This window comes from Kribbella sp. NPDC050820 (assembly GCF_040653975.1).
Taxonomy (GTDB): Bacteria; Actinomycetota; Actinomycetes; order Propionibacteriales; family Kribbellaceae; genus Kribbella.
On sequence record NZ_JBFAHB010000029.1, the window covers coordinates 62,734 to 84,470 of the forward strand.

The 21,737-nt window shown below is 64.6% G+C and carries 18 protein-coding genes; 10 read left to right on the forward strand and 8 right to left on the reverse strand.

Translation table 11 applies throughout. The annotated features are described in order from the left end of the window. Positions 1 to 30 precede the first annotated feature (30 nt). The 4 genes from AB0H36_RS24095 to AB0H36_RS24110 are packed head-to-tail and all read left to right on the forward strand — an operon-like array spanning position 31 to position 11,482. On the forward strand, positions 31 to 4,779 hold the full coding sequence (locus tag AB0H36_RS24095; protein WP_360527430.1) for a DEAD/DEAH box helicase family protein: 4,749 nt from the start codon (positions 31 to 33) through the stop codon (positions 4,777 to 4,779). Next, positions 4,776 to 6,569: a UvrD-helicase domain-containing protein gene (locus tag AB0H36_RS24100; protein ID WP_360527433.1), complete on the forward strand. Its 1,794-nt coding sequence runs from the start codon at positions 4,776 to 4,778 to the stop codon at positions 6,567 to 6,569. Before AB0H36_RS24095 ends, AB0H36_RS24100 begins: the two co-directional genes overlap by 4 nt. After that, positions 6,562 to 9,789: a helicase-related protein gene (locus AB0H36_RS24105; RefSeq protein ID WP_360527436.1), complete on the forward strand. Its 3,228-nt coding sequence runs from the start codon at positions 6,562 to 6,564 to the stop codon at positions 9,787 to 9,789. Before AB0H36_RS24100 ends, AB0H36_RS24105 begins: the two co-directional genes overlap by 8 nt. Next, positions 9,776 to 11,482, forward strand: coding sequence for a DUF1998 domain-containing protein (locus tag AB0H36_RS24110; protein WP_360527439.1), 1,707 nt, complete (start codon positions 9,776 to 9,778; stop codon positions 11,480 to 11,482). The genes AB0H36_RS24105 and AB0H36_RS24110 overlap by 14 nt, the downstream gene beginning before the upstream one ends. Positions 11,483 to 11,801: 319 nt before the next feature. Here AB0H36_RS24110 and AB0H36_RS24115 read toward each other — a convergent pair whose 3' ends face one another. Genes AB0H36_RS24115 through AB0H36_RS24125 form a run of 3 tightly spaced genes read right to left on the reverse strand, consistent with a single transcriptional unit; the run spans position 11,802 to position 13,636 of the window. Beyond that, positions 11,802 to 12,254, reverse strand: a complete 453-nt coding sequence (locus AB0H36_RS24115) for a deaminase (protein ID WP_360527442.1) — start codon at positions 12,252 to 12,254, stop codon at positions 11,802 to 11,804. Next, positions 12,241 to 12,936 carry a dihydrofolate reductase family protein gene (locus tag AB0H36_RS24120; RefSeq protein WP_360527445.1) on the reverse strand — a complete coding sequence of 232 codons (696 nt, stop codon included), beginning with the start codon at positions 12,934 to 12,936 and terminating at the stop codon, positions 12,241 to 12,243. The genes AB0H36_RS24115 and AB0H36_RS24120 overlap by 14 nt, the downstream gene beginning before the upstream one ends. Beyond that, a complete protein-coding gene (locus AB0H36_RS24125) occupies positions 12,929 to 13,636 on the reverse strand; it encodes a hypothetical protein (RefSeq protein ID WP_360527448.1) in 708 nt (235 codons plus the stop codon). Before AB0H36_RS24125 ends, AB0H36_RS24120 begins: the two co-directional genes overlap by 8 nt. 442 nt (positions 13,637 to 14,078) lie before the next feature. Here AB0H36_RS24125 and AB0H36_RS24130 point away from each other — a divergent pair, with 442 nt between their 5' ends. The 3 genes from AB0H36_RS24130 to AB0H36_RS24140 all read left to right on the forward strand — a co-directional run bounded on the left by AB0H36_RS24130 (position 14,079) and on the right by AB0H36_RS24140 (position 15,590). After that, positions 14,079 to 14,339 carry a hypothetical protein gene (locus AB0H36_RS24130; RefSeq protein ID WP_360527451.1) on the forward strand — a complete coding sequence of 87 codons (261 nt, stop codon included), beginning with the start codon at positions 14,079 to 14,081 and terminating at the stop codon, positions 14,337 to 14,339. 338 nt (positions 14,340 to 14,677) lie between these two features. Further along, complete coding sequence (locus AB0H36_RS24135) at positions 14,678 to 15,190, forward strand: DNA/RNA non-specific endonuclease (protein ID WP_360527454.1); 513 nt, start codon at positions 14,678 to 14,680, stop codon at positions 15,188 to 15,190. Then, positions 15,177 to 15,590 (forward strand): hypothetical protein, encoded by a 414-nt coding sequence (locus AB0H36_RS24140; RefSeq protein ID WP_360527457.1) that lies wholly within the window; start codon positions 15,177 to 15,179, stop codon positions 15,588 to 15,590. The genes AB0H36_RS24135 and AB0H36_RS24140 overlap by 14 nt, the downstream gene beginning before the upstream one ends. Positions 15,591 to 15,652: 62 nt before the next feature. Here the strand turns inward: AB0H36_RS24140 and AB0H36_RS24145 are convergent, their stop codons facing one another. The 3 genes from AB0H36_RS24145 to AB0H36_RS24155 form a co-directional block, all read right to left on the reverse strand. After that, complete coding sequence (locus AB0H36_RS24145) at positions 15,653 to 16,198, reverse strand: CHRD domain-containing protein (protein ID WP_360527460.1); 546 nt, start codon at positions 16,196 to 16,198, stop codon at positions 15,653 to 15,655. A gap of 100 nt (positions 16,199 to 16,298) precedes the next feature. After that, positions 16,299 to 16,901, reverse strand: a complete 603-nt coding sequence (locus AB0H36_RS24150) for a hypothetical protein (protein WP_360527464.1) — start codon at positions 16,899 to 16,901, stop codon at positions 16,299 to 16,301. After that, on the reverse strand, positions 16,898 to 17,299 hold the full coding sequence (locus AB0H36_RS24155; protein WP_360527467.1) for a hypothetical protein: 402 nt from the start codon (positions 17,297 to 17,299) through the stop codon (positions 16,898 to 16,900). The genes AB0H36_RS24150 and AB0H36_RS24155 overlap by 4 nt, the downstream gene beginning before the upstream one ends. A gap of 79 nt (positions 17,300 to 17,378) precedes the next feature. Between AB0H36_RS24155 and AB0H36_RS24160 the strand changes: the two genes are divergently transcribed. Then, positions 17,379 to 17,633, forward strand: coding sequence for a hypothetical protein (locus AB0H36_RS24160; protein ID WP_360527470.1), 255 nt, complete (start codon positions 17,379 to 17,381; stop codon positions 17,631 to 17,633). Here the strand turns inward: AB0H36_RS24160 and AB0H36_RS24165 are convergent. After that, positions 17,623 to 18,660: an SDR family oxidoreductase gene (locus AB0H36_RS24165; RefSeq protein ID WP_360527473.1), complete on the reverse strand. Its 1,038-nt coding sequence runs from the start codon at positions 18,658 to 18,660 to the stop codon at positions 17,623 to 17,625. The two genes, AB0H36_RS24160 and AB0H36_RS24165, sit on opposite strands and share 11 nt — an antisense overlap. Before the next feature lie 435 nt (positions 18,661 to 19,095). On the opposite strand from AB0H36_RS24165, the gene uraH reads away from it, so the two are divergent. Continuing rightward, positions 19,096 to 19,419 (forward strand): hydroxyisourate hydrolase, encoded by a 324-nt coding sequence (gene uraH / locus AB0H36_RS24170; RefSeq protein WP_360527476.1) that lies wholly within the window; start codon positions 19,096 to 19,098, stop codon positions 19,417 to 19,419. Between the two features lie 116 nt (positions 19,420 to 19,535). Here the strand turns inward: uraH and AB0H36_RS24175 are convergent, their stop codons facing one another. Beyond that, positions 19,536 to 20,666, reverse strand: a complete 1,131-nt coding sequence (locus tag AB0H36_RS24175; protein WP_360527479.1) for an epoxide hydrolase family protein — start codon at positions 20,664 to 20,666, stop codon at positions 19,536 to 19,538. Between the two features lie 55 nt (positions 20,667 to 20,721). Between AB0H36_RS24175 and AB0H36_RS24180 the strand changes: the two genes are divergently transcribed. Continuing rightward, positions 20,722 to 21,720 carry a WYL domain-containing protein gene (locus AB0H36_RS24180; protein ID WP_360527482.1) on the forward strand — a complete coding sequence of 333 codons (999 nt, stop codon included), beginning with the start codon at positions 20,722 to 20,724 and terminating at the stop codon, positions 21,718 to 21,720. Positions 21,721 to 21,737: the final 17 nt, after the last annotated feature.

Consider the following 21,737-nt stretch of genomic DNA (forward strand, 5'->3'; position numbering starts at 1 on the left):
GGCGCGGGTCCCTCGCTGTTTGGAGGTCGGGTGGGCAGTTGGGAGCGCGGCGATACGAGGCTCGCGAGGGTCGTGCGAGAACAGACGGACGTCTGCCTTAACGTGTATGCAGAAGATCCCAGCCGTGTCCTTCAGGACGCGAACAACGAAAGGCGCGTCGCCGAGGGCGGATACGCCACCAGGCAGCTTGAGGAGCTGCTGCAGAACGCCTCCGATGCAGCCCGTCGTGGCGGTTCGCGGGTGGAGGTGCTCCTCACCAAGGACACCCTGTACGTCGGCAACGACGGGGAGCCCTTCAACGAGGAGGGCGTCCGCTCGGTCATGGCCTCGGACATCTCCACGAAGGACGACCAGAAGATCGGCAAGTTCGGCATCGGCTTCAAGTCCGTGCTTGCGATCTCAGACAGCCCGAAAGTCTTCAGCCGCACGGTCTCGTTCGGGTTCGACAAGGCTTGGGCGGCGGCAACTCTCAGTGATGCTGGCTATAACTTCCCCCGATATCCGACGATGCGGCTGGCTCGAACCCTTGATCCTGACACGGAGGGGAGTGCGCGAGACCAGCATCTTCGCGATCTCATGGAGTGGGCAAGCACAGTGATCGTGCTTCCACTGTCGATTCCCTATCACTCGCTGTCGGAGCGCCTGTATCAGTTTCCTGCGGAGTTCGTGCTGTTCTCGCCGCACATCACTTACGCCCGGCTACGGAACCTGGCGGAAGACGATCCGAAGGCAAAGCCGGGCTCCAAGGGAAGGTCCAGCGACCGGAGCATAAGTCAGGAGCTCATGTCGGACCACACGGTACTCCGGTCTGGTGGAACGACGACCCATTGGTCGATGACCCGCGAGATCCATCATCCGAGCAAGGTCGCACGAGAGGAGGGTGGCCATGTCGCGGCTCGTCAGCAGGTCGAGGTCCAGTACGCCCTGCCGATTCCGCCGGGAAGCAACAGGGTGGGCAGACTGTGGGCCTACTTTCCGACCCACTTCGAGACCACGTTGACGGGGTTGATCAACGCTCCGTGGAAACTGAGCGACGACAGAACTGGGCTGCTCGAGGGCGACTTCAACTTGGAGCTTCTTGGCAGGCTGCCGAAGCTGTTCAGCGACGCAATCCAAGTCCTGAGTGGAAGCGAGGATGCGGTTTCGGCCATCGACGCCATGCCAGCGCGAGGCCTTGAATCCCGCAACTGGGTCGATCGCGAGATCAACGAACCGATCTTCCGGCGACTACGAACTGTGCCGTCGTTGCCCGACGGCAACAACGTTCTCAAGAAACCATCGGAGGTCAGGTGGGTCGGCGACGTCCCGGCGGATTGGCTGGCGCAGTGGGCCATGGTCGACGGCGCACCGGTTGACAAGTGGCTACACCCCAATGCTTACAGCAGTCCTGAGCGTCGCAAGAAGATTGTCAGGTTGATGCTGCCGGATCGTTTGGGAAACAGCGACGCAGAAATCGCTGCCGGTGTCGACGAATGGCTCGAGGCGTTGGTCACAGATGGCACCGTCGCGGCCTCATCAGCCGCAATTCTGTTGGCAGCACGCATCGTCGACGATGTCGATGCTGCGGGTGACGCCAGGAGCGCCGATGCTCTGGCCGGCGTACGCAAGGCAAAGATCATCCGCCTTGAAGATGGCGAGTTCAGGGCGCCGACCAAAGGGCAGGTTTTTGTACGTGTCGATGGCGATCAGACTTCGGACATCGACTTCGTCGATTCCGAACTGGCTGCGATTCCAGCGGTGCGCGAGGCGCTGCGACGACTCGGAATTGTCGTCATGGACCGGAGCGGAGAACTTCACAGGCTGCTCGCACAGGCCAGGACGCCGGTAGGGCGCAAGGAACCAGGAAGTATCTGGCCGAGCATCTTCAACGTACTGCGCGACATCCCGAAGGACACTGCGGTCAGGATTCTCTCGGAGGATCTCGGCGAGCAGCTCGAGCTTCACGTACGGGTGCGAACTGCCGCGGGGACATGGCTTCCAATCGCTCAGGCATACCTTGCAGGTCGGATCATTCCGGAAGACGGTAGCCGTGATCGTCAGCGGCTGATCGATCCACGTTTCCACGCTCGCGACGAGGATCTGCTCCATGAGCTCGGGGCGGTTGATGCCCCGGTCTGGCGCCACAACGCTCCGCGGGAGGCGTGGCTCGGCACCTACGAGGAGGAGATGCGAGACGCCTTCGTGAAAGCTCAACCGAGCAACGCGAGCCAGCCGGATCGCACGAAGATCCAGGTCACTCCAGGCACCAGAGGTGCGCCTCCGCCTTGGCCGCTAGGCCCCGTCATGGCCTTAAGCCCGGAAGGCGTTGCTGCAGCAACCAAACACCTCATATCCCGACCGGTGCCGAGCCCTTGGCGTGCACGTCACACATCCAACGCGAGCTACGGCTCCTATGCACTGATCGCACCCGAGACGTGGTTCCTCTACAGGCACGGCCAGCTGTCCACGATGTTCGGCATTCGCAGACCGACCGCCGTCGTGCAGGCGAGCGACGCTGTCGACCCCGAAACACTCCCGGCCGTCGAGGTATCCGAGGAATGGGCCAAGGCACTAGGAGTTAGATCCGACCCCGAGGACCTCCCCGCCGACGAATGGTTGGCACTCAAGGACACAGCAGACACTTGGCGTGGACCGGATGACGATTCCCGTCGTGTGGCCTTCTATGCGTGGCTCCCGGGGCGCATCGATTGCGACAGGCTCGTCGTTCGTGTCGGCGCGCACCTCCAGTCCGTCGACGTCAAGAACATCGGCGTCACCCACGAACCAGCGGTGTACGAATCGATGCTCGAGGCCCAGGTACCTGCCTTGCTAGCACCCGATCCCGAGGACGCCGAGCGCTTCATCGACGCTTGGAGGATGCCCAGGGGAAAGGATCTCCTCCAGGAGGAGATCCTCATCGAGACGTCGGGTGAATGGAGCTACCTCACCGATCTCTTTCCGCCCCTGAAGCTTCATCTCGATCTGGCTGATCAGGAGCTCAAACTCCAGCCCGCGGGGCGTATCGTGAAAATGATCGCCACACCGCGAGGACAGGTCGCGCACCCGATCGACGCTCGCCGAGACGGTGACACGCTGCTTGTCACCGCGACGACGCCGCACCTGCAGCTTGCACAGGTCTCCGCCATCCTCGGTCTCGATCTCGGTCAGGCAGGCATCGCGAAAATTCTTCAACAGATCGAGCATGCGGCCACCAACAAGCTCCGCAACGAGATCAAGCGAGCGGTTGACGACGATGCGCGCCTCGTAGCGGCCGTGGGCTCGGATGCCTTGCGACGCTGCGTGCCGGCCCAGGCTCTTGCAATACTGGACAAGGAACGCGGCGGCGCGATGCCAAAGGAGGTTGCAGCCCTCGCCCGCGCCGTCCATGGCATCAGTATCCTGAAGCAACTGCGACCCGCGCTCGAGGATCGCGGATTGGAACCCCCTCGGGAGTGGTCAGGTCGGCGTGTGACACGGCAGTGGGTTGCGTCGCTCGGCTTCCCGCCCGAATGGTCCGGCTTCCCTGGAGGGAGCCGCGCAGCGGTCGAGATGATTGACGGGCCTGCCGCCCTCAATCCGCTACATGACTATCAGGAGTTCGTGACCGACCGCATCACGGGGCTGCTTCGCCGCGTGGGCCCCGATCGCGGGATGGTGTCACTTCCGACGGGGGCAGGCAAGACCCGCGTCACGGTTCAGGCGCTTGTCAACGCTGTCCGTGAACAGGATGTGTCGCCGCATGTTCCGCTGATGTGGATCGCTCAGACCGACGAGTTGTGCGAGCAGGCTGCCGAGACTTGGACCTACGTGTGGCGGGCCATAGGACCCCAGATGCCGATGCGGCTCGGTCGGCTCTGGGCGAACAACGAGGTGCCGGAGGAGCCGGGCGTCTTCCAGTTGGTGATCGCCACGATCGACAAGCTGAGTTCCCTGGCCTCGCGGTCGAGTGGCGAGTACGACTGGCTGCGGGAGGCTTCGGTTGTCGTGGTCGACGAAGCTCATGCCTCCATCGCACCGTCGTACACACGAGTCCTGGAATGGCTCGGCCGCAGCAGTCGTGTGCGAATCAGAGAGGAGCGGAAACCGCTGATCGGCCTCACAGCGACGCCCTTCCGCGGCACGTCCGCGGAACAGACCGAGCGTCTGGCCGGTCGCTACGGCACGAATCGGCTCGATCGCGGAGCTTTCCGCAAGGAGGATCCGTACGAGGAGCTGCAGGACATGGGCGTGCTTGCCCAGGTGCGACACGAGATCCTCGGCGGTACGGACGTCCAGCTGACCGAGTCGGACATCGCCGAGATCGAGAAGTTGCGCCGTCTACCTCCAGCAGTCGCCGAACGTCTTGGCACCAACCTCACGCGAACGATGCGCGTCGTGGAATCGATCGGCAACCGACCTGATCACTGGACCATACTTGCCTTCGCGCCGTCGGTCGAGAACGCACGCGTCCTCGCTGCGCTTCTTTCCCACCGTGGGATCCCTGCTATGTCCGTGTCGGCCGACACGGAGCCGGCCGCTCGTCGTCATTACATCGACGAGTTCAAGGCCGGACGCATCCGCGTACTGACGAATTACAACGTACTGACACAAGGCTTCGATGCCCCTCGGGTACAGGCGGTTTACGTGGCGCGACCGACTTTCAGCCCGAACGTGTACCAGCAGATGATTGGGCGTGGTCTTCGAGGTCCGAAGAACGGCGGGTCGGAGGAGGTCCTGATTGTCAACGTGCTCGACAACTTCCAGAAGTACGGCGACTTGCTTGCCTTCAACGAGTTCGAATACTTGTGGACCAAGCGGTGAGCGGGCTGCTACTCGACGACGGTCAACTGGCAGCTGTCGACATCTCCGCCAACACGCGTCAGATCGTGATCGCCGGCCCTGGATCGGGGAAGACCGAAGTCGTGTCCGCGCTGATCGAGCACCTCATCGACGACGAGGGCGTAGATCCGATCGACGGAATGTTGGTGATCAGCTTCTCGAACGCCGCTGTTCATGCGGCCGACGCCCGCCTTCGCACGCGCGTCGGCACGCGACCGGTCAACGTGCAGACGATGGACTCATTGGCTGGAGAGATTCTGCGCGACCTCAGCACGGAGGACCATGGGCGTCTCGACTTCGACAGGCGCATCGCACTGGCCACTCGATTGCTCAGCGACGAAAGCTGGGGCCGTATCGACGATCTCGAACATATGGTCGTTGATGAGGTGCAGGATATCGTCGGCGTGCGTGCTGACTTCCTGTTGGCGATCATCGCGCAGTTGCCGACCCGGGCCGGGTTCACCCTGCTCGGTGACCCGGCGCAAGGGATCTACGACTTCCAGATCCGCTCGGACCGCAACGGGCGCATACCACCCTCGACCACGACGTCGCCGGAGCTGGTGAAATCCGTCGCCGCCCTGACCGAGACCGAGGTCCGGCACCTGACCGGCCAGTATCGCGCGGTGAGCCGCGATACGAGGGCCGCGGCCATGCTGCGCGCGGCTGTTCTGCCCGGAGGAGACCCGAGTTTGCTCGATGACTTCCACGCCGCTGTGGTTCCGGTGGGTACCGTCGAAGACGTCGTCGATCTCTCCAAGCGTTGGCAGGGGAGGACAGCGTTCCTCACGGCCACGAACGGTCAGGCACTCCTGGTCGCCGGAGCGCTGAGGACCCGAACGGCGGTCGAGGTTCGTCGCGGCGCTCACCAGCAGGTGATTGCTGCTTGGGTGGCTCGCCTGCTCGGTGACGCGTCGACCGACACCATTGCCCGCCGCGAGTTCGATAGGCGAACTGCGGAACGATGTCCGGGGCTCGATCCGGTAATCCTCTGGCGCGCACTCCGCGGAGTCGAGGTCGGCAAAGGCACAGAGATCGATCTGTTGCGCCTCGCACAGCGCCTCCGCGGTCCACGTCCGCTGACTCCTGAGCTGATCGACCACCCCACGACGCCCTTCGTGGTGTCGACCGTTCACCGCGCAAAAGGCCTCGAGTTCGACAATGTCGTACTCGTCGACTTCCCTGGGCACGACTGGCTAGAGGACACGATCGATCCAGGAGAACGGCTTCGTGCTCGCTTCGTGTCCCTCACGAGGGCACGCCAGCTGATCTCGCGGGCGGACGGCCCCGATGACCGATTCGTACGTCGCTTCCGCAAACCCGGTCTGCATAAAGAGCGTTGGTACCTCGGCGGTCACAAGCCTTGGATGACGTTCGGCTTCGAGATAGGTGTCGCAGACATCGCGCCGGTCTCCGCCGGAGCTGCAGACGCGCAAGCGCACCTGACCACTCAAGTATCGGCAGGTGACCCCCTCGAGCTCAGGCTCGACCGACGTGAGTCGACGCTGACCGTGCCTGTCTACACCGTCTTCCACGGCGGGGTCCCAGTCGGTCACACATCGCAGCGGTTCGGTGAGGACCTGGCGTCCCGGATAGGCACTCTCACAGTCAAGAAAGGCCCGTGGCCGACCCTGACCGGTGCACGGGTCGAGAGCGTTGCCACAGTGGTCGTCGACCCTCACTTGGGATCCGCCGGCCGGCGCGGACTCCGGTTGGCCCCGATCGTCGCCGGCCTGCTCAACATCGACTGGAAGGGAACGACGCCAGATGACTGACCTCGCTCCGTGGTACGAAGCGCGCGACCGAATGGTCGAGGCAGTTGTCACCGATCTCTACGGTGGCGCAGACGACGAAACTCTGTCCGAAGAGCCGCTGGAGCGGTACATCGTCGGAATCTTGCACCCCCGCTCTGCGACGGGTTCCCAAGACATCGTCGAGGTGGGGAACGAGATACCCGACGAGGAGGGCGGCACGGCGCCCGACAGCGACTTCGACCCTGGCGTCTCATTCGCTCACCTGCGTTACCCGTCGACAATCGGACTCACATTCGGCCTGACCGAAGCGACCCGTCAGATCAAGGTAGTGATCGAAGCCGACAGGTATGAGCCCGACGATCGGAACGAAGCGGCCGAAACGTCGAGCGACAGCGTCGCGAGTCGCGTCCACTCCAAGCGGGTCAACCGCTGGCGAAGAGTCCAAATCGGGCCCGTCGTAGAGACCATCGGCGTCGCCCCCGGGTCGCCGACCGAGCTCAAGATCGCGGACGGTCTCGCTCTGCGTATCGTCATCCGCCCGGCGCGCGGCCACGTCATCAATGTCACCCTGGTGCTGGTCAACACCTTTACACGGCCGGAGAAAGGGCGTGCAGATGCTCTGTGCTGGTTCCGGCCGCACATCCGCGTGCAGGCCATTGAGGGTGAGCTGGCCGACCGGCGCCCCGGTCGTCTGCTCGAATACATGGATGCAGACGAACGCGGCGGCGAGCTGCTGTACCGCAAGCAGCGCCACCTTGCAGTTGGACACGGCGTGGCCGTCACATGGATCGAGAGTGAGCACGTCACCGAAGTTCAGACAACCTTCTTCCCAGAACATGATCTGCAGCTGGCACAGGCCGACCGCGACGACGTCGAACCATTGAGCATGACAGCACTTGCGGAGCCGGGTGTTCGCGAGCCACTGGAGCGTCTCGTCGACAGGTACGAGGAGTGGATTGCCGAAGAGAAGCAGAACGTCACCGGACTAGTCGGGTTGCAGGCAGAAACAGCGCGCAGCCATCTTCGCGATGCAAGCGTGGCTGTCGAGCGCATGCGTCGCGGAATCGAGCTGCTCGGCACCGACGAGCAGGTGAATCGAGCATTCCGGATTATGAACCTCGCCATGCAACAGCAGCGGATGCGACAGGAGATGATCCGCCGCGGAGTCAGCACGCCACCCACAGACGTGGTTGGCGTCTGGCGACCGTTCCAGCTCGCCTTCATCCTTCTCAACCTCGAAGGACTTGCAGTCCCGACCGGCCCGGACCGCGACCTTGCTGACCTGCTGTGGTTCCCGACCGGTGGCGGCAAGACGGAGGCCTATCTCGGTTTGATTGCCTTCACATTGGTCCACCGTCGGTTACGAGGAGCCGGCGTGGACGGCGATGGCGCAGGTGTAGGCGTGATCATGCGCTACACCCTGCGGCTACTTACCTTGCAGCAGTTCGAGCGTGCCGCCGGGCTGATCTGTGCACTCGAAGACTGGCGCACGTCGTCCCCGGACATGGCGGGAAAAAGGCCCTTCTCGATCGGTCTCTGGGTCGGTCAAGGTGCCACACCGAACAACGCTGCCGATGCAGCCAGAGCGATCAAGAAGCGGCGCGGAGGTGAGGAGCCTGGTGACCTCGGTGACCCGGTACAGCTGCTGCGCTGCCCCTGGTGCGGATCCAGGCTCGGGCCCGAGCACTATGAGGCCGACACCCACCGTGATCGTGTCGGCGTCTGCTGTCCCAACGCGTTGTGCCGGTTCAGCGATCACGACGGCCTTCCCGTCCACCTGGTCGACTCCGACGTCTATCGCGAGCGGCCGTCTCTCGTGATCGGCACTGTCGACAAGTTCGCCATGCTTGCGTGGCGTGAGCAGAGTGGGCGGCTGTTCGGCTCGGGGCACGACGCACCACCTGACCTCATCGTGCAGGATGAGCTCCACCTGATCAGCGGACCGCTAGGCACACTCGTCGGCCTCTACGAGACAGCCATAGATCACCTTGCGACCGATCGTGAGACGGGTGCCCGGCCAAAGCTCGTCGCATCGACGGCGACGATCAGGCGCGCCTCTAAGCAGGTCACAGCTGTCTTCGCCCGTGAGGCACGGCAGTTCCCACCGCCCGGGATCGACGCCTCGGATTCCTTCTTCGCGGTCGACGCGCCTGCAGAGGTGAAAGGAACCCGACGATATGTCGGGTTGATGGCGACAAGCACAAGTCACGCGACCCTGCTCGTCCGCACGTACGCCGCTCTACTGCAGGGAGCGAAGGATCTCGACGCCACTGACCAGGTCAGAGACGCATATTGGACGATGCTGGGCTACTTCAACAGCCTGCGAGTCCTGGGAGCCGCTTACATCCAGTCGATCGACGACGTACGGGACCGCATCAAGGTGGTGGCTGGACGGAACGGAACCGAGCTACGAGAGATCCGGGATCCACGTGAGCTGACCTCACGCAAGAAGTCGAGTGAGATCCCGCACGAACTCGAAGCACTTCAGACACCGTGCACAGAGCCAGGCAGTCCGGACATCGTGTTGGCGACCAACATGATTTCGGTCGGTGTTGATGTCGACCGCCTCGGCCTGATGGCGGTGATGGGTCAGCCGCAAACGACCTCGGAGTACATTCAGGCGACCAGCCGTGTCGGGCGTAGATATCCGGGCCTGGTGTTCACGCTTTACAACGCCTCGCGGTCGCGCGACCTCTCGCACTACGAGTCGTTCACCTCCTATCATCGAGCGCTCTACAGGCAGGTCGAAGCCACAGGCGCCACTCCATTCGCGCTTCGCGCGCTGGACCGTGGGCTGCACGGACTGCTTGTCATTCTGGCGCGTCACCTCGTACCCGGCGCGGCCGCGGACAAATCGGTTGCCGTGCCCGTCGAAGCTGATGAGTTCGACCGCCTTGTCGACATCATCGTGGCCAGGGCCGCAAAACTGGAGCCCGACTCTGCACCTGCCGTCCGGGCGGCGCTCGAGAGCCTGGTGGAAAGTTGGAGCGACGCCGTCGACGGGGGAGAGGTTCTGCAGTACGCCCGCTGGGCCTTGCAAGGCCACGAAGTCAAGGGTCTGATGATTCCCGCCGGTAGCTCGGTAATGGACGCGTCCACTGGCGAGCCGCTCGCGGTCATCTTCCCGCCGGTCGAGCCACCGTGGCCGACGCTGACAAGCCTCCGCAACGTCGACCGGGAGAGCACCCTGAAGATCATCTCGACGAAGAAGAGCAAGGAGATGCCCGATGGCAGCCGCTGACCGGCCCAAGGCGAGGCAAAGCCAACTAGTCACCACCTACGGGGTCGGTGCGCTCTTCCCTGCCGGCGACCAGAGTTTCATGGTCTGCGGGATCGACCAGTGGGACGAAAAATGGTCGCCCACCGTCGAGGAGCCGAGACTGGCTCGCTCGCTCGGCGTACACACCTTCCGCTCGCCCGCAAGCGGAAAGCGGACCGGAGATATTCCAGTCGTCCGCTTTCCCGCCTACCACTACTGCCCAGACTGTCGGCGGCTCGACTATTACTGGAGGTTCGACGCGAAGAAGATGCAGTGCCCGGACTGTGTGCGAGACCTGACGCCGTCACGTTTCGTAGCCTGCTGCGAGAATGGTCACATCGAGGACTTCCCCTATTTCCGGTGGATCCATCGTGGATCCGACGTGCCCAACGGCCCCCATCAGATGACCCTTGATTCGCAAGGCGCGTCCTCCTCCCTAGCAGACATCGTCATCAGATGCTCCTGCGGTGTACCCGCGCACGATCTCGACGGCTCGTTCAGCCGAAATGCATTGAGCGACATCAAGAAATGCGGTGGCAGACGGCCGTGGCTTCCCGATGCATCCGACGAACTGTGTGAGAAGCCTCTCCGCGCACTCCAGCGAGGATCCTCCAACGTATGGTTCGGAGCAGTGCGATCGAGTATCTCGATTCCGCCGTGGTCCAGCCCGAATGCTCAGTTCGTCACCAAGTACTGGGCCGTTCTCGAGCACCTACCGGAGAGCGCACTCGCAGACGCGCTGCCAGGAATGATCGGCGGCAGGCCCGGCCTGACAGTCGGCAGCATTGTCGACGTCGTCCGCCAACGTAGAGGGCTGGAAACGAAGACCCAACCGAGCGACAAGGACCTGCGCGATGAAGAGTATCGGGCTCTCGTCGACGGGAACGACGCAGGCCCACTTGACACCTTCCAATGCGTGGCCGTCGATGTAGACGCACGCGTGCGCCCACTCGTCACACAGGTGTCACGAGTGAACAGACTGCGCGAGGTCCGCGCGCTTCAAGGATTCTCCCGTGTCACCCCGATGCCGACCGACACCACTAACCCGCGGCTGGCCCGACTCAGCGAGACTAACCTCCACTGGTTGCCTGCCACGGAGGTCCTAGGAGAGGGTATCTTCGTTCGGCTCGTCGAGGACATCGTCTCCAAATGGGAGAAGCAACCGCTCGCGCAACAGCGACATGAGCTTCTCGCGCAATCGCTGCAACGTCGCGCTACAGAGTCGGGCGCACCGGTTGTACCTACTCCTCCGGCCCGACTCGTCGCGATTCACTCCCTTGCTCACGCGCTGCTGCAAGAGCTCAGCCTCGACGCCGGTTACCCGATCGGTTCGTTGCGCGAGCGGATCTACGCAGAGGAAGGTCAGTCCGGTCTCCTTATCTACACCGCCTCCTCGGACGCAGCCGGCAGCCTCGGCGGACTCGCCGCGCTTGCCGACGAGCAACGATTCGCCGACTCGCTCGTCGCAGCACTGAGTCGTGCAGGTTGGTGCTCCAACGACCCCGTCTGCAGTGAGTCCGGACCGTCAGGCACCGACGGGCTCAATCTGGCTGCCTGCCATGCTTGCTTGCTGCTCCCGGAGACAAGTTGCGAACACCGGAATATCTTCCTCGACCGGGTGAGCCTCGTTGGCAACATCGACTCGATGACGGGTGGTCTCGTGACCAATTCGTAGAGCCTGCGGCACAGTCGCGCAGGATGCCTGAGGAGCAGGCTGGACTGGGCATGCTCGAGCGTGGAGTCGGTGAGGGCACTCGAGCTGGCCACCGCTTCACCAATCCTGCTGTGCCGACAGCCCCGACTGACCGTTTTCGAACCGACAGGCGACCTCGTGGGTTGACTTCTTGGCGAGATCGGCCATCGCGCCGGACCCAGGCCGCCTGCACGATATACTCACCGTTCACGAAAACGTTGCCTCACGCAAACGGTATCGCGCGGTCAACCAATGCCCGGTGAGAAGGCTGAGCCGGCCGGGGTAGCCGTCGTTGACTTTCTCAGCGGTGTTCGAGGTGAGCGTTGATCCGTTGAACCTCTCCTGCGAGCTCGGGGAGTTCTGTCACTTCGACGCCGGCAGCCTCGAGTAGTTCCACGCCCTCGCAGTCGACGAAGATGGAGGGTTCTCGCCAAGCCAGGACGACTCGGGGGATGCCTGCGGCGAGGATTAGTTGGGTGCAGGTCTGAGGGCGAGAGGCTCGCTTGCTGCAGGGCTCGAGGCTGGTGTAGATGGTGGCTGCTCGGAGGCGGGGGTCGTCGGGGGCGATCTTGATGAGGGCGATTTCTTCGGCGTGGTCGTGGGGGTCGGTTTCGCGGGAGTAGCCGGTGGCGAGGATTTCGCCTTCGCGGCTGACAATGATTGCGCCGACACAGAAGGCGGTGGGGGAGGGCGGGCAGGATCGGGAGAGGTCGATCGCCTGTTGGAGCCGAGCGCGATCGTCAGGCTTGGACATCGCTGGTGCTCCTCGGCAGGTAGCGGAGAAGGACGACGTCTCCGATTTGCTTGACCTCGGCGAGGTTCATCCGGTGAGAGGGGCTTTGCGGGAATGCTGCGTCGCCCACGAATCGGGGAGCATTGCTGTCGCCCACGAAGAAAGGGGCGATGACGAGGTGGATCTCGTCGGCGAGGTCGGCGGACAGGAATTGGGTATGCATGTTTCCGCCGCCCTCGACCATGAGGCGCTTGATGCCGCGGTTGGCGAGGTCGTCGAGGATGAAGCCAAGCTCGACCGTGGCGCCGGCATCTACGACAGTGCTGACCTGGCCGACGGATTCTGTGGTCTTGTCGACTGCCGACGTTGGGACGTAGACCACCTTCTCCACGTCGCCGGTGCTGAAGAATTTCGACGAGGGATCAAGATCCCCGCTGGCGCTGATGGTCACCTTGACAGGAGATTCAGTCAGGCCGGCATCCGACCGTTGCTTGCGGCGATCGTCCGAGCGAACCAGAAGCCGAGGGTTGTCCCGGCGGATCGTGTTGGCGCCGACGAGGATGGCATCGACTCCGGCACGTACCTCGTCGACCCTGTCGAAGTCCTCGTCGTTGGAGAGGAGGAGACGCTCGTCTGTGGGGTCGTCGATATAGCCGTCGATCGACGCTGCCACCGACAGCAGTACGTAAGGGCGCTCAGTCACGCGGATCTCCTTGCTCGGACTCGACGAGGTTGTCGATCATGTACACGAAATCATCCGTCACTCGCTCGACCGCAGTCGGTTCGGCATCGCCGTCGAGTTCCGCGCAGGCGGTGAGCGTTGCCCGAGTGGCCTCGGCCATCCAGCTCGAGAGCCGAGGAACTCGGAGAGTCTGATGGTAGATCGCCTTCGCCGTGCCGCCGCTGGCGCCAAGGGGCAGGATTCGCTTGCCCATCGACATGGCGAGGTCCGCCTCTGCTTGGGTGCCACCTCCACCGCCGACGATGACGACATACTCGGCGTCGAAGATCACATTGCGGCGGCCGAAGATCGCAACTGCTCCGCGCAGTCCCGGCGGTTGATAGTGATCCGCGATGTGCGTGATCACCTCGATCCCGATGCCGATCGGACCATGGTTGACGAGTAGGCGTCGGATCATCACCAGGCGGGCCAACGAGCGCACAGCCGCGTCGATGATCCGAGAATTTGTCTCAGGCGCTCTGCTGCCGCAAATCGCGATCCGCGCACTTGACGAGTCAGATCCATCGACTCGCATGCGAGTTGGTTCGGCGGGCGCCGCCATGCTCCTTGCGAGTTCTCGTTCGTCGCGGATAGGCGAGACGAGAGCATCTGCCGGTGCCAAACCCATGAGGATCCGCGCGTTGTCAGGCATCTGAAGGCCCTCCGCGATGCGCGTCAGCACGTTGATGTCGGAGACCTGACCGTGGCGCGTGCCCCGTATCCAGTTGGATACATATGATCGGTCGTGCTCGGTCAGAAGGGCGAGCTGAGTCTGAGTGCAATCGTCGAAGTCGATCAGATAGCTCCGAAACAGCTCGGCGATTATCGCCGTGCCAACGCGACCTGTACGTCGGCCTTCTTCCAGAACGAGACCGGCACGGTGCCTGGATCGAACACCCGTCGACGAGTCACAGCCCTCCCCAAATGCGGACCTCCACCCACTGAGCGTAGCGGCGTGCTCCCAGGGTGTGGGATGAGTCCACGGGTTGAGTCAATTTCGCGCAGGCGCAGTCATCGCCAGCATGAGTTCGTCGAGCCTCGACAATCGACCAGCTGAGCAGCGGGGGTCGGTGTGCTGGTCCTGACGCCCGCGCCGGCCCCCGCCTTCCACGTGAGGAAGCCACATGTCCGTCGTACAGCAATTGAAAGAGCAGCTACACCACATGTCCATGGAGGCCAATCGAGCGGCCGGCAGCCTTGGCGGCTTCCAGAACAACTTCGGCCAGAGCAGTGCACAGGTCCAGGCCCTGATTGCGGGATCGGCTACCAGAACTGATCGCGATATCTGTGAGTTGCTGGATGCGGCCGGCAAGGCCGTCGGTGACGCGGTCCAGGCACTACAGATGGCCGCGGCAGGCTGCGCTAGTTACGCGCATCAGATCTAGGTCGAATGCCCTCCGAACTGCAGCGGGTTGCCCGGGGACTGATCGAGTGCCTCGATCAGGTGCCCTCGATGGTGAGCTATCTCCAGCGGCTCGCTGCGCAGTGCCGAGACAACGCGTCATTCATTGCGAACCATCTGTCTGGAAACGCCGCTGCTCGGCAGGCGGCATACCAGCTAGCAGCCGCGGCCGATGCCTGCGAGCGGGCGGCGCATCTGGCCGCTGGGACGCCTCCGAAGGCTCGCGGGTGGGCGGATCTAATGGTCAGCGGTGAACGAACGGTCCCTGCTCGACCGAGCTCGACACGACCAGGCACACCTGATGGACCGGCTAAGCCGAGCGTGCCGATCATCGAGTTGTCAACCGAGGAGCCGGATCACAAGGAGCTTCTGAGCAGGCCACCGCCTGACAGCACCATCAGGGTCGATGAACGGTTTCTTTACGACACCGATCGCGCCGGTCGTGTGGTTCGAGCCAAGGCGGTGCTTGATGTTCTCGACTTGAAGCATCCTCGTGACACGAGGGCACAGCGGGCTCTCGATGACAAGCTTCCCGGCGACCATGCTGGGCACATCTTTGCCAGGATCTTCCGCGGTCCGATCGGCAAGATGAACCTGACGCCGATGGTCGGCAACAGCGTCAACCTGAGTGCGTACAAGAAAGCTGAGAACGCGTGGCGAGCGGCGCTGGAGGCTGGTTCGGAGGTCGAGGTGCAGATTGACCTGGTGTATCGCTCCGACAAGAATCGTCCAGACTTGATTGCCGTCAGGTACTCGATCGACAGTGTTGTGACGCAGCAGACCATCCGGAACGCCCGGCAGGGCAGACGAGGAAACACAGATGCCGGTTCCTGATCAAGCAGCTTTGGAGACCATCGGGTCGGCCATGGTGGAGGTGGTTCCCGAAGGGTGGGCGAAGGCTTCGCTGAAGGTTTCTGCGGTGGCGGCGACCATGGAGACTCAGCTGGCGGTCGAGATGCTGGATGGGTCGGTTGATGCAGGGGCGAGCATCGATGTCGACGCGCAGATGGCTTGTGACGACCTGCGCGATGCGATGTACGAGGAAGGTAAGGGGACCTGGTACAACGCGGTGTTCAGCGTGACCCCAGGCGGTGGTCTCGAGGCTGAGTTCGACTACGACACGCCGCCGTTCGAGGGTGGTGGGACGCCGGATCTGCTCGAGGATGACCAGCGCGCGTATCCACGCGACGCGGCGCACCTCCCCGCCTGGCATCCGTCCCGGGCAGAGGTCTGACGGCCGCGTCGATTCGATCAATCAGCAGGGCGGGCCGGTTGGCCCGCCCTGGGTTTGTTTGGTCAGTTGTGGTGGTGGTCTAGTTGGGCTCGGATTTCTCCACCGGGGAACGCGCTGCTGTGGACGTTGGCGTAGGTGGTGCCGTTGCGGATGGCTTTGACGAAGTCGTCGAATTGGCCGGGGAGTAGGGATTGTCCGGCTGGGCCGATGATGTCGGCGGGGCGGATTGTGCCGGTGATTGTGGCGGGGGCCGCGGGGCAGGGTTGGGTGCCGGCGGGGCCGTTGCCGAGGTTGGTGCAGAGGAAGACGCTGATGCCGCCGCTTTGGGCCTTACCGCCGAAGTGGATGTGGGCCTGTGAGACCGTGCCTTCCAAGGCGGAGTAGCTGAGGCGCCAGGTGATCCGGTCGTTGCGGTCGTCGATCTGGGCCTGGAACCGGCCGGTGCCGTCCGTCGAGATCGGGGCCGGGTCTTCCTCGTAGCCGGACAGTTGTTCGCGGACCGTATTGCCCGAGTCGTCACGGCCTGCGGTCGCCACACTGCCCGATGCCGTGGCTACTACCCCGATCGCAATGGCCGCAGCCAGTAGATGTGCTCTTCTTGCCACCATGTGCTCCTCCCTCACCGAGGCGTACGTCGATGGTGTGACTGTCGTCACACTCCGATGAACGGTGCGGAGGGCCGGGCGGTTCAATTGGGGCGTAGGCCGGTCAGAGCTCCCGGTTCGGCGGTGCGCCGCGGCGTGGGCCGATGTGTCGGTGCATGGTTGGTGGCCTTGGGGCGGCGGCGCTTCCGGACGGTGGTACGCCGGCGAAGGCTGTCGAAAGGGCTTGGCGGAGGTCGGGTGGAAGCGGCTGACGGATCGGGGCGGCCCTGGAGGTGGCGGTTGTCGCGTAGACGGTCTGCCTCCTGACGCCGGCGTTGCGGCCGAGACGGGATGCGGCGACGTCAAAAGGGCGGTCGTCGCCACGGGGTTCGAAGGAAACGACCTCGCGGTACGGGAGACCGCCGTCCACAGGCTCGAACTCGCGGTAGACCAAGCGGTGCGACGGGCCGAGTTCGCGGTTGTGCCGGGACTCGGCAACAACGGGAAGCTTGATCTCCGCGCAGTCGCTGAGGTCGTGGGTCATGAAGCCGAGCCGTTTGCCGTTGTAGCGCTCTTCTTCGCCGTTGGCCAGGGCGCGTAGGCCCAGCCTGAGTGCTCGGAGTTCACGGTGCCGCAGGCCGCCAGGTTGCTGAGATTTGGCAGCTCGTTCGAGTTCGATCAGTTGCTGGAACAGTTCCTTGTTGATGAGGAGGCGGTACCGCCTCATTTCGGCTTCGGCAGGTCAGAGTCGTCGATGTCCTCGTCGAGGTCCCAGCCGAGCTCGGCAGCCACTTCTTCGATGGGGATGGAGGGCTGCGAGTTCTTCAGTCGGTGACGGACGATCGAGTAGCTGGAGTCGAAGCCTTCCTCGTCCGTTGCGGTTTCGACGAGGGCGCGCCAGACCTCGAAGGGGATGACGACGGCCTCGGGTTGGCCGGCGTCGCCGAAGATCAGCGGCTCGGCCGCGCCGGAGCGGAAGAGCTCTAGGAGGTTCGGCAGGTGCTGCGCGGCTTCGGCGGTGGGGTGCACCCAGACGCGGTCGCCGTTCGGGAGGAGGTGTTCGGTTTCAGGGGCCATAAACGACAGCTTAGGAAGGTTCAGCGCGCCGTGGCGGGAGTTATCCACAGGGGGTTCTGAGTAGCCTGGGGGGATGGGTGAAGGGCGGTGGGTTGAGGTTCGGGTGGTGGGGGATGACGGGCGGGGGGTGAAGGTTGTTCAGCAGTTGCGGAAGGAGTTGGCTGAGCAGGAGTTCATGACTCAGGCGGGGATCGGGGATGCGCCGGAGATGGCGGTCGCGCTGTCGGGGGCGGATGTGGCGGCGTTGGTCGACGTACTGAAGAGCTGGATCTGCCGGCGGCATGGGCCGGGGGCGGTCCGGCTGACGGTGGGGGCGGAGTCGATCGAGGTGGACAAGCCGACGTTCGACGAGGGTGTGCTGGAAGCGTTTCTCAGCCGGTAAGGCGCGCGAGGGCTCGGCCCGCGGCCGCAGCACCTACGTCGATCGCCTCGGCGACGCGGGCGACCGGGCGGGACAGGTTCAGCCGGAGCTGCCGGCTGTACGACGAGGCTTCGAAGGGCCCGTGGGCTCCGTGGTCGCCGGGGACCGGGTCGTAGAGGTTGTCCGGGTCGTCATCCGGACGCGGCTCGTCGAGCTCCTGGCTCTTGTAGCCCGTGCGCCCCAGGAACGCGTCCAGCATCGGACCTGCGAACCGCTCGCCAAGGATCGTGTAAACGGTCGGAAGGCCGACCCAAACCTGTCGCCGCCGGTGATGCGCAGCGTGCCAGACCGCCTCAGCCGCGAGCTCGGGTTGGTAGATCGGCGGCACCGGCTGAGTACGGCGACGCAGCTTCGACCGCTGGATCCGGAAGGCCCGCTCGTCTGCGAGCAGGTCGGCGTCCAGCTGCGGCGTGTTCACGGCCGGCATGTGTACCTCCACCAGCCGTACGGCGCTCCGATCGTGCAGCAACTCGCATCGCACCGAGTCAGTGAACCCCTGGACCGCATGCTTCGCACCGCAGTACGCCGACTGCAGCGGGATCCCGCGATACGCCAGCGCCGACCCGATCTGCACGATCACGCCACGGTCGCGCGGCATCATCCGGTGCAACGCGGCCCGCGTCCCGTTGACGAAACCGAGGTAGGTCACCTCGGTCACCCGCCGGTACTCGTCGGCCGATATGTCCAGGAACGGCCCGTACACGGTCGCCATCGCATTGTTGACCCAGACATCGATCGGCCCGAGCTCCTCGGTGATCGACAGCGATGCCTTCTCCAGAGCCTCGGCGTCACTCACGTCGACCGGTACGGCGACAGCCCGCGACCCAGCCTGCTCGACATCGGCGACAGCCCCGGCGAGTCCGTCCGAAGCACGGGCGATGAGGCCCACCTCGTACCCGCGGTCGGCGAAAAGTCGCGCACACGCCCGCCCGATTCCAGCACTCGCCCCGGTGATCGCCACGACACTCATGGCCTCGCCGGTGCCCATTTGACTGGCTGTGACACCGAGGGACGGGCCTGCCCACGCATTGTGCTGGTGGTGACGTAGGCGTAGCTTCGAAGCATCATCCGGCAATGTGGCTGACGGGGTCGGCTCACCAAGGAGACACAGTAGGACGCCCGGGCGTGCGTGCTGACACAAGCCCGAGCATGGCTCCGCTTCCCGACCTGCCTGTGCCGGTCATTCTGAGATCGAGGGCGGTACCACGCCACCCCCCGCGTGGGTACCGCGCACCTGCGATCGGGCGACGGAGGACGGCTCCGCTTATGCGTCCCTCGTGATGGGTGGAGTCGACCGGAGCCCGGGTGCGTGAAAGCCCCGGGCTTCGCCACGCCCAAGCCCAGGCGCAGGCGCAAGGCATGGTCCGGAGTCCGAACGGGCACCGGAGGTAGGGCGTACGGCGACCCGGAAGGTGGTCGACGAATGATCAGCACGCACGTACTCGACCTGGTGACCGGCCGGCCGGCGGAAGGTCTGACGGTCGTGCTGGAGGAGCTCGATCCGTTCACGGTGCTCGGTTCCGGGAGCACCGATGCGGACGGCCGGGTCGGTGAGCTGGGGCCGGCGCTCGGGCGGGCCGGCGATCACCGGCTGGTCTTCGAGACGGCGGCGTACTTCGCCAAGACCGGGCGGACCTGCATGTTCCCGCAGGTCATCATCGCCTTCACCGTGGTCGATCCTTCCACGCGGCTGCACCTCCCGCTGTTGCTGAGTCCGTTCGCGTACTCGACGTACCGCGGAAGCTGACTGTCGACGAAAGGATTGTCGACAACATGCCGGTGCGGCCCAGGCACCCTGGGCAGGGTGCGGGGCCGCACGGGGTTGGCGTCTACGGGTTGGCTGCAGGGTTGTCTACAGCTTGGCTACAGGTTGCGGAAGAACGTGCGGAGGTCGGCGGTCAGCTCGTCCGGCCGCTCGAGCGACGCGTAGTGGCCGCCCTTCTCGAAGTTCGACCAGTGCACGATGTTGGTGTTGTCGCGCTCGGCCAGCGGCCGGATCGTCTTGAAGTCGTCGGCGAAGACGGCGACCCCGGTCGGGGCGTGGTTCTGGGCCGGCTCGACGCCGGAGTGGGCCTCCTCGTAGTGGTAGCGACCGGCCGCGGCCGAGGTGTTGGTGAACCAGTACAGCGAGACCTCGGTCAGGATCTGGTCGCGGGTCACCAGGCTGGTTCCGTTGCCGAAGCTGTTGAACAGTTCGTTCCAGGCCAACTGCCCGACCGGTGAGTCCGAGATGCCGACGGCAACGGTCTGCGGCCGGGTGCCGTTGATCTGGTTGTACCCGCCGACCGACTGGAACCACTGCAGGTGCTCCAGCGCCGCGTAGTCCGCCGGCGTGAACTTCTCGAACTCGGCCGGGTCGCCCGACGGGAAGGAGAACAGCTGCAGGACGTGCAGTCCGAGGAAGCCTTCGGGGTTCAGCAGGCCGAGCTCACGCGAGACCATCGCGCCGGCGTCGGAGCCATGGACGCCGTACGACGAGTAGCCGAGCCGGCGCATCAGGGTGTCGAAGGTGCGGGCGACCCGCGCCATCGTCCAGCCGCGCTCCACCAGCGGGGTGCTGAAACCGAAGCCAGGGATGGACGGGACGACGACGGAGAACGCGTCCTCGGGCGAGCCGCCGTACGCGACCGGGTCGGTCAGCGGCGCGATCATGTCGAGGAAGTCGACGAACGAGCCCGGGTAGCTGTGCACCAGCAGCAGCGGCGTGGCGTTCTCGACCTTCGACGGGACGTGGATGAAGTGCACGGTCTGGCCGTCGACGTCGGTCTGGTAGTGCGGAAACTCGTTCATCCGCGCTTCCTGCGCCCGCCAGTCGAACCCGTTCTGCCAGTGGTCGACCATCTCCCGGAGGTAGTGGTTCGGGGTGCCGTAGTCCCAGTCGTCGCCGGGGGCCGGCTCGGGCAGCCGCGTCCGCGCCAGGCGGGCGTTCAGGTCGTCCAGGTCGGCCTGGGCGATGTCGACGGTGAAGGGCCGGATGCTCTCGTTGTTGTTCATGGCTCTACCGTAGAATCCATATAGGAACATTTGATTCCTATTTGGGAGACCGATTTTGCTCGAGACTTCGTCGCGGTTGCTGAGCCTGCTGGCCCTGCTCCAGACCCGCCCGGCCTGGACCGGCGCCGAGCTGGCCGAGCGGCTCGAGGTGACGACGCGGACCATCCGCAACGACATCGACCGGCTGCGCGAGCTCGGCTACCCGGTCGACGCGACCCGCGGCCCGGCCGGGCACTACCAGTTGGGCGTCGGCGCCAAGCTCCCGCCGTTGCTGCTGGACGACGAGGAAGCGGTGGCGGTCGCCGTCGGGCTGCGGACCGGCGCCGGTGTGGCCGGGATGGGGGAGAGCAGCGCGCGGGCGCTGACGAAGCTGGAGCAGGTGCTGCCGCATCGGCTCCGGCGGCAGGTGAGCGCGATCCACAGCACGATGGAGAAGGGCCCGGACAACACCGGCTCCAACGTACAGGACCCCGAGATCGACCCGGCCGTGCTGACCGCGATCGCGGCGTGCATCCGCGACGAGCACTACCTCCGGTTCGACTACGAGATCCCCACCGACGGCCCGATCCGCGGGCCAGGTTCCGGTACGGCGTCATCGGGGTTGCCGATCCTGGTCGCGCCGTACCGGCTGGTGAGCTGGCAGCGGTACTGGTACCTGGTCGCGCGGGACGAGGCCGACGCGTGGCGGACGTACCGGGTCGACTGGATGTCGTTGCGGATGGCAACAGGCCGGCGGTACCAGCCGCGGCCGATGCCGGGGGACGACTACACCGACTTCGTCCTGCGGGACGTCGCCACGACCGGGTGGAAGGTGCATGCCCGGATCACGGTGTTCGCGCCCGCGCAGGAGGTGCTGTCCCGGATCCACGCGGCCGTCGGCGTGGTCGAGTCGGTCGACGACGACACCAGCGTCCTCGTCACCGGCGCCGAGTCCCTCGAGATCGTTGCCGTCTACATCGGCATGCTCGGCCTCGACTTCCACGTCGACGGCCCACCCGAGCTCGTCCAGCATCTGCGCACGATCGGCAACCGCTACCTGCGCGCGATCGACTAGCCGGACCGATCGACAGG

Excerpts from the sequence above, each read along its gene's own strand:
- AB0H36_RS24115 (WP_360527442.1), bottom strand. The coding sequence starts at position 12,254 with ATGTCCAAGCCTGACGATCGCGCTCGGCTCCAACAGGCGATCGACCTC.
- AB0H36_RS24110 (WP_360527439.1), top strand. The coding sequence starts at position 9,776 with ATGGCAGCCGCTGACCGGCCCAAGGCGAGGCAAAGCCAACTAGTCACC.
- AB0H36_RS24150 (WP_360527464.1), bottom strand. The coding sequence starts at position 16,901 with ATGAGGCGGTACCGCCTCCTCATCAACAAGGAACTGTTCCAGCAACTG.
- AB0H36_RS24145 (WP_360527460.1), bottom strand. The coding sequence starts at position 16,198 with ATGGTGGCAAGAAGAGCACATCTACTGGCTGCGGCCATTGCGATCGGG.
- AB0H36_RS24165 (WP_360527473.1), bottom strand. The coding sequence starts at position 18,660 with ATGGGCACCGGCGAGGCCATGAGTGTCGTGGCGATCACCGGGGCGAGT.
- uraH (WP_360527476.1), top strand. The coding sequence starts at position 19,096 with ATGATCAGCACGCACGTACTCGACCTGGTGACCGGCCGGCCGGCGGAA.
- AB0H36_RS24130 (WP_360527451.1), top strand. The coding sequence starts at position 14,079 with ATGTCCGTCGTACAGCAATTGAAAGAGCAGCTACACCACATGTCCATG.
- AB0H36_RS24105 (WP_360527436.1), top strand. The coding sequence starts at position 6,562 with ATGACTGACCTCGCTCCGTGGTACGAAGCGCGCGACCGAATGGTCGAG.
- AB0H36_RS24140 (WP_360527457.1), top strand. The coding sequence starts at position 15,177 with ATGCCGGTTCCTGATCAAGCAGCTTTGGAGACCATCGGGTCGGCCATG.
- AB0H36_RS24175 (WP_360527479.1), bottom strand. The coding sequence starts at position 20,666 with ATGAACAACAACGAGAGCATCCGGCCCTTCACCGTCGACATCGCCCAG.